Genomic DNA, 13,138 nt, shown 5'->3' with positions numbered 1-13,138 from the left:
TCTGGTCCGCGGGCGGACCGGCAGGGTCACGACGGCCGGATCAGCGGCGCTTCTGCTGCTTGGGTCGCACCTTGCCGGGAGGAGTCTTCTTCTTCCGAGGAGTGGTGGCGCCGTTGGTGGCCGCGGTGCCCGATGTCGGGTTCGACTCCGATGATGCCGTGTCACTACCGGTGTCCGTGGTCGATTCTGCCGCGACGGCGCGGGTGGGCTTGGCTCCCGGTGCCGGCTTCTTCTTCAGAGCGTCAGGGCGCGCACCGGGCTTCGGAGCGTTCTCGTTCCGGCGCTCCAGAGCGGCTTCCTTCTTCGCCGCCTCTTCCTTGTCGATGCGACCGAAGACGAGGTGCTGCTGCGCGTAGGTCCACACGTTGTTGCTCACCCAGTACAGGAGGATGGCCACGGGGAGGAACGGGCCACCGACGAGCACGCCGAGCGGGAACACGTACAGAGCGAGCTTGTTCATGATCGCGGACTGCGGGTTGGCCGCAGCTGCCTCGCTCTGACGCGCCACCGACGCGCGCGAGTTCAGGTGGGTCGCGATGCTGGCGATGATCATCAGCGGGATCGAGACGGCGAGGATCGGACCGATCGACGGGATGCCGCCGAACGGCTCGAACGCGCGCAGCTGCGACTCGGGTGACGTGATGGCCGCCGAGATGGGCGCACCGAACAGACGTGCCGACAGGAAGGACTGGACGTCCTCGACGCTGAAGAAGTAGTTCGGAGTCTCGGCGTTGACCTCCGGGCTCAGACCCAGCTGCCCGATTCCGGTGCCGGTGCGGTTGAACGACCGGAGCACGTGGAACAGGCCGATGAACACCGGCGCCTGTGCGAGCACGGGGAGGCAACCCATAATCGGGTTGAAGCCGTGCTCCTTCTGGAGCTTCTGCATCTCCACGGCCAGCTTCTGACGGTCCTTGCCGTACTTCTTCTGCAGAGCCTTGATCTGCGGCTGAAGTTCCTGCATCTGGCGCGTCGTCCGCACCTGCTTGACGAAGGGCTTGTAGAGGATCAGACGCAGTGTGAACACGAGGAACACCACGGACAGCGCCCAGGCGAAACCGCTGTCCGCGCCGAGCACGGCGCCGAACACTTTGTGCCAGACCCAGAGAATTCCGGATACCGGGTAATAGATGAAGTCGAGCACGGCTCTATGTACTCCTCTGTTGGTTCACCCTCACGGGGTCACGAGACTGCGGGCAAGCGTGGTCGGTGTCGGTGGGCACCGCGTCGGCACCACCCCGGAGACGACGCGGGGGTGGAACGGGATCCCACCCACCAGGGTGCCAGGGCGCGCACTTCAGGAGGCGGACGACCGCCAGAACGGCACCGACGACGAACCCACGGGTGCGGAGCGCCTCCACGGCGTACTCACTGCACGTCGGCGTGAATCGACACGTCGGAAGGCGAAGAGGGGAGATGTAGGACCGGTACCCCTCGATGAGGAGGATGACCGATCGGGTCGGGAGAGACGTCAGCCGGCGCAGGAGGCTCCGGTCGGACGCAGGCTCGACCGGGACCGGATTCGCGGACTCCGTCATCACGTCTCGGACCGGCCGAGGGCGCGGGGGCGCTCGGCGGGAACCGGGTGAGAGGAGTTCATCGCGCGCATCGCTCCGAGTCGTCGCAGACCCGACGCCAGCTGGCGTTCGAGTTCGGAGGACGCCGCGGTCGCTGCTCCGGGCAGTGCCCGCACGACCACGTCGACATCCGACTCGACGAGAGGAAGCATCGAGCTGCAGATATGACGAAGCCGGCGTGCGACTCTGTGTCGAGTCACCGCCGGCCCCACTGCTTTACTGACCACGAGCCCGAAACGCGGGTGTCCGGAAGAGACGAGAGCGTTCTCGTCCCCCCGGAACCTCAGGTGCACGACGATGTCGTGGCGTCCTGTACGGCGGCCGCGACGCACCGTCGCCTGGAAATCCGACGACTGGTGCAGCCGATGCTGCTCAGGTAACACCCGAGCGTTCCGGTTACCGGGAAATCAGGCGGTCAGCGACGCGCGGCCCTTGCCGCGACGAGCCGACACGATCGCGCGACCGGCACGCGTGCGCATGCGCAGACGGAAACCGTGCACGCGTGCACGACGACGGTTGTTCGGCTGGAACGTCCGCTTGCCCTTGGCCACGGTGGTACTCCTCGAGATATCGGCAGTCCCGAGGACTGCCGGTGGTGTGCTGATGGTCGCGAGTTCGGCGAACTCGAGTTCGGTGGCCACTCGCGCAGGAGAACGGCAGGACCGATCCACGCATGTCGCGGGTGACCGTTCGAGGGTACTGACGGCGTCGAACGAGGTCAAACCGCGCTACCCCGGGGACGGTGCTCCTGTCACGATGACACGCCTCGAGCACGACGACGACCTCGCGGCGGCAGGATAGGACCGTTCGTCTTGTTGTGCACCGACGAGCCTGCTAACTTCGCTGTGCGGGTGACGACGTCTCGCCCCGTCGGTGGGGATCTCTCACCAAGGCTCTGCATCGCCGCAGGTCAGAACGCCGCTGCTCCGGCCCGTCTCCGTGCGAGATGCCGTCGAGCTACACCGGTGTCGTTTGTCCACAGCTGTGGATAATTATGTGGAAACACAGGTCGGGTGGCATATTCGTGTCGTCGGCGGGGCCCTCGAGGCACCGCAGCATCATCGACGGCCGCGGTCACGCCACGGCCCTGGGGAGGCACCGTGGAGGACGATCCGGACGTCTTGGCCGCTGTATGGCCGAGCGTCGTCGCCGAGCTCACGGCGGAGTCGAATTCGGGGTCCTCCCTGTCTCGCGCCCAGAAGGCGTGGCTCGCTCTCGTCCGCCCCATCACTCTGGCGCAAGGTTTCGCTCTGCTCTCGGTTCCGTCGCCGATCGCGCAGGAGGCGGTCGAGCGCGGTCTGCGTGAACCCATCCTCGCGGCCCTCGGTCGCCACCTCGACCGCCCGGTCGAGGGGCTCGGTGTCCGGCTGGCGCCCGGAGCCGACGCCGACCTCTCGGACGTTCCCACGCCCGTCGACACCGAACGTCGCCCCGACACCGCACACAGTGCACCCGTATATCGCCGGCGCCTGCTCACCGAGTCCACCGCGGGCGAGCCGTCCGACTCCGAGAGCAGTGACTACGGCGATCACGAGGAGGTCGACGACGACCGGGACGCTCTGACCAGCGTCCAGAACTCGTGGCCCACCTCGTACACGGTGCCGCCGCGCTCGACGTCCACTCCGACGGGCAGCACCAGCCTCAACGCGAAGTACACGTTCGACACCTTCGTCATCGGCGCCTCCAACCGGTTCGCCCACGCGGCCGCCGTCGCCATCGCGGAGGCTCCGGCGCGGGCGTACAACCCGCTGTTCGTCTGGGGTGCGTCCGGACTGGGGAAGACGCACCTGCTGCACGCCGCCGGCCACTACGCCCAACGTCTGTTTCCCGGCATGCGTGTGAAGTACGTGTCCACCGAGGAGTTCACGAACGACTTCATCAACAGCCTTCGAGACGACCGCAAGGTGGCGTTCAAGCGCCGCTACCGCGAGACGGACGTCCTGCTGGTCGACGACATCCAGTTCATCGAGGGCAAGGAAGGTATCCAGGAGGAGTTCTTCCACACCTTCAACACGCTGCACAACGCGAACAAGCAGATCGTGGTCTCCTCCGATCGGCCGCCCAAGCAGCTCGCGACCCTCGAGGAACGACTGCGCACCCGCTTCGAGTGGGGCCTCATCACCGACGTGCAACCGCCCGAGCTCGAGACGCGTATCGCGATCCTGAGCAAGAAGGCGCAGATGGACCGCCTCGACGTGCCCCACGAGGTGCTCGAACTCATCGCGAGCCGGATCGAGCGGAACATCCGTGAGCTCGAGGGCGCGCTCATCCGAGTCACGGCCTTCGCGTCGCTCAACGGGCACAACCTGGACACCGCGCTCGCCGAGGCCGTTCTCCGAGATCTGATGCCGGACTCGACGGGACTGGAGATCACGGCGGCGACGATCATGGCCGTCACCGCGGAGTACTTCGACACCTCGATCGAGGAACTGTGCGGCCCCGGCAAGGCCCGCGCGCTGGCGCAAGCGCGACAGATCGCGATGTATCTGTGCCGCGAGCTGACCGATCTGTCGCTGCCCAAGATCGGTCAGACGTTCGGCCGTGACCACACCACCGTCATGTACGCCGACAAGAAGATCCGCAAGGAGATGGCCGAGCGGCACCGTACGTACAACCAGGTGCAGGAGCTCACCGCTCGCGTGAAGCAGCGCTCCAAGCGCTGACCCCTCCGAGTGTCCACGGCCGTTCGACTCGCCCCCGCGGCGATGCGGGCGGCCGTTCTCGTCGGTACGGAGCCCCGAAGGGAGACGAGTTCGGCCGGGATCCGGGCCGATTCTGCTCGATACACACCTGTGGACAACTGTGTGAATAACGTGGATACCCCGGGGATGAAATCTGTAGTTCGCACCGAGTCCACCGTCCGTCCACATGTGACCCGCACCGAGCCCGTCGTGATGCCCGGGTTCATCCTCGAGCCGCCACGCCGTGCCACCAGCACCGGACAGGGTCGGTCCACAGATTCCACAGGACCTATGACTACTGCTTGTATTTCTTCCTAGGAACATCTCTTTGAAAACAGGGTGGGGACGGATCCATTCACAACCGGATCCGAGGCCTCGGATCGAGACCAACCCCGACTTTTCAGCACGCGCTCGAGGGCATACGGTGTGGTTTGCCCACCGACTCGTGTGGAGCAGGTCAGCGAGAGGATCAACCGGGCGATGGAGCTTGGCAGTGTGAAGTTTCGAGTTGCTCGAGAAGATTTTTCCGATTCGGTGGCCTGGGTGGCGCGATCACTCCCGTCCCGTCCCGCGGTTCCCGTCCTCGGCGGTGTGCTGCTGTCGGTCGACGACTCCGGACTGACGGTCTCCGGCTTCGACTACGAGGTGTCGGCCCAGGTACGCGTTCCCGTGGAGGTCGCCGGCGGAGGCCAGGTGCTCGTGTCGGGCAAGCTGCTCGCCGACATCACGCGCTCGCTGCCGAACAAGCCGGTCGACGTCTCGGTCGACGGGACCAAGGTGCTCATCACGTGCGGCAGTGCCAAGTTCTCGCTTCCCACGATGCCGGTGGAGGACTACCCGCAACTCCCCGAACTGCCGTCGCAGACGGGCACCGTCCCGGTCGACGTGTTCGCCGAGGCCATCAGCCAGGTGGCCATCGCCGCGGGCCGTGACGACACGCTCCCGATGCTCACCGGTATCCGCATGGAGATCGACGGCGACTCCGTGGTGCTCGCCGCTACCGACCGGTTCCGTCTCGCCGTGCGCGAACTCGACTGGACTCCGGCCGCACCCGGCACGGCCGCCGCGGTGCTCATCCCCGCCAAGACCCTGTCCGAGTCCGCGAAAAGCATTGGTGGCGGCGCGGAATCGGGCGTCGAGCTCGCTCTGGGCTCCGCATCGCACATCGGCAACGACGGCCTCCTGGGCATCGTCAGCGACGGCCGCCGCACCACCACCCGTCTGCTCGACGCAGAGTTCCCGAAGTTCCGGCAGTTGCTGCCGTCCGAGCACACCGCGGTCGCCAGCGTGCCCATCGCTCCCCTCCTCGAGGCCATCAAGCGTGTCGCTCTGCTCGCCGAACGTGGGGCGCAGGTCCGCCTCGAGTTCTCGGCCGACACGGTCACTCTGTCCGCCGGCGGCGACGATGCAGGCCGGGCCGAGGAGTCGATCGAGGCGAACTTCCAGGGCGAGCCCCTGGTGATCGCGTTCAATCCCGGGTATCTCATCGACGGTCTCAACTCGCTGCACTCCGAGCGGGTGTCCTTCGGGTTCACCACACCGAGCCGGCCCGCAGTGCTGCGCCCGGCGGGTGAGGACGAGCTCGAGCCGGACGAGACCGGAACGTTCAGCGCACCGAAGAGTGCGTACACGTACCTGCTCATGCCGGTACGCCTTCCGGGCTGAGTCGCTCGCGAGGCACCGGCGCAGGTCCATCGAAAGGAAGCCACGCATGAACATCGGGTTGGTCGGTCTCGGCAAGATGGGCTTCAACATGCGTGAGCGCCTGCGGCGCCACGACATCGAGGTCACCGGTTACGATCCGCGGCCGGAGGTCACCGACGTCGAGTCGCTCGAGGCCCTCGCCGCCGCGCTCCCCGCTCCCCGCATCGTCTGGGTGATGGTGCCGTCCGGCCCCGTCACACGCGACACCGTCACCACTCTGGCCGGCGTGCTGTCCGAGGGCGACCTCGTGATCGACGGCGGCAACTCGCGCTTCACCGATGACGCGGTGCACGCGGAACTGTTGTCCGCGAAGGGCATCGGCTATGTCGACGCCGGCGTCTCGGGCGGCGTCTGGGGCCTGGAGAACGGGTACGGCCTCATGGTCGGCGGTGCTGCTGCGGACGTCGAGCGCGCCATGCCCGTGTTCGATGCGTTGCGTCCCGAGGGCGAGCGGGCGGACGGCTTCGTCCACGCCGGCCCGGTGGGCGCGGGTCACTACGCGAAGATGGTGCACAACGGTATCGAGTACGGCCTCATGCACGCCTACGCCGAGGGGTACGAGCTCCTCGCCGCGGAGGATCTCATCGAGGACGTCACCGGTGTGGTGCGTGCGTGGACCAAGGGCACCGTCGTACGGTCGTGGTTGCTCGATCTCCTGGTGAAGGCTCTGCAGGAAGATCCGGGATTCACCGACATCTCCGGCTACACACAGGATTCCGGTGAAGGACGCTGGACCGTCGAGGAGGCGATCCGACACTCGGTGCCGGCTCCCGTCATCTCCGCGGCACTGTTCGCGAGATTCGCGTCGCGACAGGTGGATTCGCCCGCCATGAAGGCGGTGTCCGCGCTGCGCAACCAGTTCGGTGGACACGCGGTGCAGCGTGCCCCCAACACGGAGAGCACCGGCGCGTAAGTGTTCGTCCGCTCGGCGACCCTGGTCGATTTTCGTTCCTGGCAACAACTCTCGGTGGATCTCGCGCCGGGGGTGACGGTGTTCGTCGGTCCCAACGGCCACGGGAAGACCAACATTCTCGAGGCACTGGGGTACGTCGCGACGCTGTCGTCGCACCGGGTGTCGGCCGATGCTCCGCTCGTCCGGACGGGTGCGGAACGCGCTCTCGTGCGGGCGTCCGTCGTCAACCTCGGTCGCGAGCTCACCGTCGACGTGGAGATCAACGACGGGCGGGCGAATCGCGCTCGCATCAACACTTCTCCGGTGCGGCGGACACGGGAGGTGCTGGGCATCCTGAACACGGTGCTGTTCGCACCCGAGGATCTGGCGATGGTGCGCGGTGATCCGAGCGAGCGGCGCCGCTATCTCGACGAGCTGATCGTCGCGCGGTCTCCTCGAATGGCCGCTGTCCGTGCGGATTACGACCGCGTTCTCCGGCAGAGGTCCGCGCTACTCAAGAGCGCGAGCGGGGTTCTGCGACGCGGATCGTCGTCGAGCGACGGCGCGAACGCGTTGGCCACGCTCGACGTGTGGGACGGGCAGCTCGCCGGCTTCGGTGCCGAGATCGTGGAGCACCGGCTGCGCGCGGTACGCGACGTCGGTCCCTTCGTCGTCGACGCCTACCGCCGGATCGCACCGTCGTCGCGGCCTGCGGCCATCGCGTACCGGAGCAGTCTCGCCGACGCCATGCCCCCCGAGATGCTCGCGCTGGATCGAACGGAGGAACCGGACGACGTCGAGGTGCTCGAAGCAGCCTTCCTGCAACAGCTCTCGGTGATGCGGACACGGGAGATCGAACGCGGTGTCACCCTCGTCGGCCCGCATCGTGACGATCTCGACCTCGTACTCGGAACCGATCCTGCCAAGGGGTTCGCGAGTCACGGCGAGTCGTGGTCCTTCGCACTGTCCCTGCGGCTCGGCGCTTTCGAGTTGCTGCGTTCCGAGGGTTCGGATCCCGTGCTCCTCCTCGACGACGTCTTCGCCGAACTCGATCGTGCGCGGCGGACCGCCCTGGCGGGGGTCGCGGTGACGGCGGAGCAGGTGTTGGTGACCGCGGCAGTGCCCGAGGACGTTCCGCCCGAGTTGAGAGCGCGGCGCATGGACGTCCGTGCCCACGAGACCGAGGGTGCACGCAGATCGGAACTGACCGAGGTGTCCGGGTCGGATTCTGTCGGAGGCACGTCCGATACTGATGTCGACACGAGCCACGTGGAGGAGGAGTCATGACGGACGAGACGCCGTCCGGCAGCGATCCGGCCGAGCCCCCGCTGCGCGGAGCGGACATCGCGCGGCGTGCGCTCGAGAACGCGCGTGCGGCGGCCAAGGCCAACGGCAAGGCCGTGGGGCAGGGTCGCGCGTCGACGCAACGCCGGCCGCGACGGTCGCGCACCTGGTCCGGCTCGAGGCCCGACGACCGTGATCCGCAGGCACTCGGGTCGCTCGCGAAGACGCTCGCCGCGTCGCGTGGCTGGTCGGCGAAGGTGGACGAGGGCACGGTGCTCGGCCGGTGGCCCCAGGTGGTGGGTGAGGACATCGCGGCACACGCGGAGCCGGTGTCCGTCCGGGACGGCGTGCTGGCGGTGTCGGCGGAGTCCACGGCGTGGGCGACCCAGTTGCGGTTGATGCAGTCGCAGATCCTCGCGAAGATCGCCGCGTCCGTGGGCCACGGTGTGGTCACGTCGCTCCGTATCACCGGCCCGGCTGCGCCCAGTTGGAAGAAGGGCGACCGTCACGTGTCGGGTCGCGGACCTCGTGACACCTACGGGTGAACCCCCGGGCCCATTGATCGATGTCACGAGGGTGCGTAGCGTTTCACGGGGAAACGACCGGACGTGGTGATCGGGGACAGCGTCACGGTGGATCCGATCCGAACTCGCGCTCTGCGGCGAATGATCGAATGATCAGCCACGAAAGGACCCGATGATGAACGACGATCCAGGACCCGTCGTCCTGCAGGCGCGCAACGTCTCGTTCGACTGGGAGTCCATGCGCATGCACTACATGGACGGTGACCCCCTGGCCACGCACCTCATGAACGTGATGCACCTGTTCCTCCCCGAGGGCGAGGAGTGGTTCGTGCGCGTGTTCAAGGAGGCGCTGCCGTTGATCCACGACGAGAAGCTGCGCGCCGACGTGATCGGCTTCATCGGCCAGGAGGCCATGCACGCGCAGGCGCACTCCGGCATCCACACGTTCCTGGCCGACCAGGGCCTGGACCCGGCGCCGTACGTGAAGCAGATGGAGTACGTCTTCCGGGTCGCTCTCGACAAGAGGTCGACGAACACCAAGAACAGCCTCGTCGAGCGCCTGGCTCTCATCGCCGCCATCGAGCACCTCACGTCGTTCCTCGGCATGTGGGTGCTGACGGAGAAGGGCCTGGACGAGGCGGACGTGGATCCCCGCATGTTGGACCTCGTGCGCTGGCACGGGGCCGAGGAGGTGGAGCACCGCGCCGTGGCCTACGACGTGTTGCAGTACTTCGACACGCGTCGGTTCCGCCGCACGCGTACCTACCTTCTCGTCGCACCGACCGTCGTGGTCATGTGGGGCCGCGGTCTCCGCTTCCTCATGAAGAACGATCCGACGCTGACGGACGATCAGCGCAGCTACACGCTGAAGCAGATCAGGGCCGTCACGCAGCGCGGGTTGTTCCCCACCGCCAAGGCCGTCGGCAAGGCGTCCGTGCGGTACCTGCGGAAGGACTACCACCCGTCCAAGGAGGGATCCACCTCGTTGGCAGTCGCGTACCTCGCCACCTCCCCGGCGGCGAGGGCCGCCACGGTCTGATGGGCGATCGCACGTTCGCACGAGCCATGGCGGCCGTGCGCGAGTACCGCGCGTCCCGGACGATTCCCGAGGATCTGCTCGGCAAGGGCGGCATGGACGAGTCGCTGGCGCAGATCACGGACGGGCTGGACAAGCTGTTCGCCATCCTGGATCACTCGAAGTACAAGGCGCGTGCGGCGCCGGTCCAGACGCGGACGCACACGATGGCGGTCTCCGAGCGTTTCACGCTGTGCCGGGACGAGAACGTGGTCGGGCTGACGCTTCGCCGAGTCGACGGCGGCGACGTCCCGCCGTGGCATCCGGGCAGCCACCTCGACCTCGTGCTCCCCTCGGGGCGTCGCCGGCAGTACTCGCTGTGCGGTGACCCGCTCGAGAAGGACGCGTACTCGATCGCGGTGCGACTGGTACCGGACGGCGGCGGCGGTTCGGCCGAGATGCACACCCTCGAGGTGGGAGACAGACTCTCGGTCACCGGTCCGCGCAACGCTTTTCCGTTCTACGCGTCCGGATCCGCGTTGTTCGTGGCCGGTGGTATCGGCATCACCGCGATCATCCCGATGGTGCGGCGGGCCCGTGCCCTCGGCATGGACTGGCATCTGGTCTACAGCGGACGCTCACGGCAGTCGATGCCGTTCCTCGACGAGGTGTCGACGTGGGACCAGGAGCGTGTGACCGTCCGGACCGACGACGTCGACGGGTTGCCCACCGCAGCGGATCTTCTCCGCCACGCGCCGGACGGCGGATCCGTCTACTGCTGCGGTCCGCCCCCGATGCTGGCTCTGGTGCGCGAGGGTGTCCCGGCGACGGGAGCGACGCGTCTGCACTACGAGCGGTTCTCGCCGCCGCCCGTCGTCGCCGGATCCCCGTTCAGTGTCGAACTCGCGTCGTCCGGGACGGTGCTCGACGTCGCGGCGGACCGGACGGCACTCGACGTGATCCGCGAGGTCGTCCCGGGTGTGCCGTACTCGTGCCGCCAGGGCTTCTGCGGAACGTGCAAGGTGAAGGTTCTGGCCGGCGCTCCCGAGCACCGGGACCGACGCCTCGCCGACGACGAGCGCGAGGATCACATGCTGATCTGTGTGTCGCGCTCCGCGGGCGAGCGGCTGACGCTCGATCTCTGACGCGCGGAGCCCTCGTACCCACGAAATGAACCGCGGAACACGAGAAAAGTCCGTCTCCGACGCAATGAGGGGCCGTTTCGGGTGTCGACGTGAGCCGCGACCCACGCTTTACCGGTACGATGGACCGGTAAAGACCACCGAGCGCGAGGGGCATGCGTCCCCGAGCGCATTTTTTCGGGTCGAGGTCCTCTGCCGTCCTCACCGAGCGAGGTGAGTGTCGGGGGGAGCGTAGTCGAGAAGGAGAACAGCTGACCGTGGCTGACCCCAAGGCAGGCAAGAGCGACAAGCCGAAGGAATACGACGCGTCGTCGATCACCGTCCTCGAAGGACTCGAGGCGGTACGCAAGCGACCCGGTATGTACATCGGTTCCACCGGAGAGCGCGGCCTGCACCACCTGATCTGGGAGGTCGTCGACAACTCCGTCGACGAGGCGATGGCAGGTCATGCCACCACGGTGGAGGTCACCCTTCTCGCCGACGGCGGCGTGCGGGTCGTCGACGACGGTCGCGGTATCCCCGTCGGCATGCACTCCTCGGGCATCCCGACCATCGAGGTCGTCATGACTCAGCTGCACGCCGGCGGCAAGTTCGACTCCGACTCCTACGCGGTGTCCGGCGGCCTGCACGGCGTGGGTATCTCCGTGGTCAACGCTCTGTCGACGACCCTGCTCGCGCAGGTCGACAACGACGGCTTCCACTGGGAGCAGACCTACACGCGATCCGTCCCCGGCGAGCTGATCAAGGGCGAGCCGACGAAGCGCACGGGTACGGCGATCTCGTTCTGGCCGGACGCGGACATCTTCGAGGAGACCGTCTTCAAGTTCGACACGGTCGCGCGTCGCCTGCAGGAGATGGCGTTCCTGAACAAGGGACTCACCATCGTCCTCACCGACGAGCGCGCCTCGGACATCGAGCGCATCGCCGACGAGGCCTCCGAGAGCGAGCTGGCGGAGACGCCCAAGGCGGACGCCGAGGAGCCGTCGGGAGCACCGGCCAAGATCAAGACCCGGACCTACCACTACCCCGGTGGTCTCGAGGACTACGTCCGCTACATCAACCGTGCGAAGACGCCGCAGCATCCGTCGGTCATCGGTTTCTCGGCCAAGGGCCCGGGCCACGAACTCGAGATCGCGATGCAGTGGAACTCGACGTACGCGGAGTCCGTGCACACGTTCGCCAACACGATCAACACGCACGAGGGCGGTACGCACGAGGAGGGGTTCCGCTCCGCGCTGACCAACGTCGTGAAGAAGTACGCCAACGAGAAGAAGCTCGTCAAGGAGAAGGACGGCATCCTCACCGGAGACGACATCCGCGAGGGTCTCGCCGCCATCATCTCCGTCAAGGTCGGTGAGCCGCAGTTCGAGGGCCAGACGAAGACCAAGCTCGGCAACACCGAGGTGAAGTCCTTCGTGCAGAAGGCCGCCGGCGAACACCTCACGCACTGGTTCGAGGCGAATCCCGCCGAGGCCAAGCTCATCATCTCCAAGGCCGTCGCCTCGATGCAGGCGCGCACAGCTGCTCGTCGTGCGCGAGATCTGGTGCGGCGCAAGAGCGCCACCGACATCGGTGGACTGCCGGGCAAGCTCGCGGACTGCCGTTCCAATGATCCGTCGAAGTGCGAGATCTACATCGTGGAGGGCGACTCGGCCGGCGGCTCCGCCAAGTCCGGTCGCGACTCGATGTATCAGGCCATTCTTCCGTTGCGCGGCAAGATCATCAACGTCGAGAAGGCCCGCATCGACCGTGTCCTCAAGAACACCGAGGTCCAGTCGATCATCACGGCGTTCGGCACCGGCATCCACGACGAGTTCGACATCGCGAAGCTGCGCTATCACAAGATCGTGCTGATGGCCGACGCCGACGTCGACGGCCAGCACATCTCGACTCTGTTGCTCACCTTGTTGTTCCGCTTCATGCGGCCTCTCGTGGAGCACGGCTACGTCTACCTGGCCATGCCGCCGCTGTACAAGCTCAAGTGGCAGCGAGGTGCGGATCCCGAGTTCGCCTACTCCGATCGGGAGCGCGACGGACTGATCGAGGCCGGCCTGGCGTCGGGCAAGAAGATCAACAAGGACGACGGCATCCAGCGCTACAAAGGCCTGGGCGAGATGAACGCGAAGGAACTGTGGGAGACCACGATGGATCCGAGCGTGCGCGTGCTGCGTCAGGTGACTCTGGACGACGCTGCCGCCGCCGACGAACTCTTCTCCATCCTCATGGGTGAGGACGTCGAGGCCCGCCGCAGCTTCATCACCCGTAATGCCAAGGACGTTCGTTTCCTCGACGTATAGGCGCTCCGCGCCCCGAGCGCCG

The 13,138-nt window shown here is 66.9% G+C and carries 12 protein-coding genes; 8 read left to right on the top strand and 4 right to left on the bottom strand.

The features are described 5' to 3' along the window. Nucleotides 1–40: 40 nt before the first annotated feature. Genes yidC through rpmH form a run of 4 tightly spaced genes read right to left on the bottom strand, consistent with a single transcriptional unit; the run spans nucleotide 41 to nucleotide 2,128 of the window. Nucleotides 41–1,144 (bottom strand): membrane protein insertase YidC, encoded by a 1,104-nt coding sequence (gene yidC / locus QE397_RS20030; protein WP_307096908.1) that lies wholly within the window; start codon nucleotides 1,142–1,144, stop codon nucleotides 41–43. A 4-nt stretch (nucleotides 1,145–1,148) separates the two neighbouring features. Further along, nucleotides 1,149–1,538 carry a membrane protein insertion efficiency factor YidD gene (gene yidD, locus QE397_RS20025; RefSeq protein ID WP_307096905.1) on the bottom strand — a complete coding sequence of 130 codons (390 nt, stop codon included), beginning with the start codon at nucleotides 1,536–1,538 and terminating at the stop codon, nucleotides 1,149–1,151. Beyond that, a complete protein-coding gene (rnpA, locus tag QE397_RS20020; RefSeq protein ID WP_051613399.1) occupies nucleotides 1,538–1,960 on the bottom strand; it encodes a ribonuclease P protein component in 423 nt (140 codons plus the stop codon). The genes yidD and rnpA overlap by 1 nt, the downstream gene beginning before the upstream one ends. A 24-nt stretch (nucleotides 1,961–1,984) precedes the next feature. Beyond that, the gene (gene rpmH, locus QE397_RS20015) at nucleotides 1,985–2,128 is read right to left on the bottom strand and encodes a 50S ribosomal protein L34 (protein ID WP_027505944.1); all 144 of its coding nucleotides are present in this window, start codon (nucleotides 2,126–2,128) and stop codon (nucleotides 1,985–1,987) included. Between the two features lie 549 nt (nucleotides 2,129–2,677). On the opposite strand from rpmH, the gene dnaA reads away from it, so the two are divergent. From dnaA to gyrB, 8 genes are all read left to right on the top strand, one after another. Continuing rightward, complete coding sequence (dnaA, locus tag QE397_RS20010; protein WP_027505943.1) at nucleotides 2,678–4,240, top strand: chromosomal replication initiator protein DnaA; 1,563 nt, start codon at nucleotides 2,678–2,680, stop codon at nucleotides 4,238–4,240. A gap of 498 nt (nucleotides 4,241–4,738) precedes the next feature. Beyond that, entirely contained in the window at nucleotides 4,739–5,923 is a 1,185-nt protein-coding gene (gene dnaN / locus QE397_RS20005) for a DNA polymerase III subunit beta (protein ID WP_027505942.1), read from the top strand. Between the two features lie 46 nt (nucleotides 5,924–5,969). After that, a complete protein-coding gene (gene gnd / locus QE397_RS20000) occupies nucleotides 5,970–6,875 on the top strand; it encodes a phosphogluconate dehydrogenase (NAD(+)-dependent, decarboxylating) (protein WP_027505941.1) in 906 nt (301 codons plus the stop codon). Continuing rightward, nucleotides 6,876–8,141 carry a DNA replication/repair protein RecF gene (gene recF / locus QE397_RS19995; protein WP_285186387.1) on the top strand — a complete coding sequence of 422 codons (1,266 nt, stop codon included), beginning with the start codon at nucleotides 6,876–6,878 and terminating at the stop codon, nucleotides 8,139–8,141. It begins immediately after the preceding gene. After that, nucleotides 8,138–8,683, top strand: a complete 546-nt coding sequence (locus QE397_RS19990) for a DUF721 family protein (protein ID WP_027505939.1) — start codon at nucleotides 8,138–8,140, stop codon at nucleotides 8,681–8,683. Before recF ends, QE397_RS19990 begins: the two co-directional genes overlap by 4 nt. A 154-nt stretch (nucleotides 8,684–8,837) precedes the next feature. Beyond that, nucleotides 8,838–9,701 (top strand): metal-dependent hydrolase, encoded by an 864-nt coding sequence (locus QE397_RS19985; protein ID WP_231476351.1) that lies wholly within the window; start codon nucleotides 8,838–8,840, stop codon nucleotides 9,699–9,701. Between the two features lie 26 nt (nucleotides 9,702–9,727). Further along, on the top strand, nucleotides 9,728–10,822 hold the full coding sequence (locus QE397_RS19980) for a PDR/VanB family oxidoreductase (protein WP_222632697.1): 1,095 nt from the start codon (nucleotides 9,728–9,730) through the stop codon (nucleotides 10,820–10,822). Nucleotides 10,823–11,076: 254 nt separating this feature from the next. Continuing rightward, nucleotides 11,077–13,116, top strand: a complete 2,040-nt coding sequence (gene gyrB / locus QE397_RS19975) for a DNA topoisomerase (ATP-hydrolyzing) subunit B (RefSeq protein WP_027505936.1) — start codon at nucleotides 11,077–11,079, stop codon at nucleotides 13,114–13,116. Nucleotides 13,117–13,138: the final 22 nt, after the last annotated feature.

It is taken from the genome of Rhodococcus sp. SORGH_AS_0301 (genome assembly GCF_030818285.1).
GTDB lineage: Bacteria > Actinomycetota > Actinomycetes > Mycobacteriales > Mycobacteriaceae > Rhodococcoides.
Note: the sequence above shows the minus strand (reverse complement) of the source record. Positions and strands in the feature narration are given on the sequence as shown.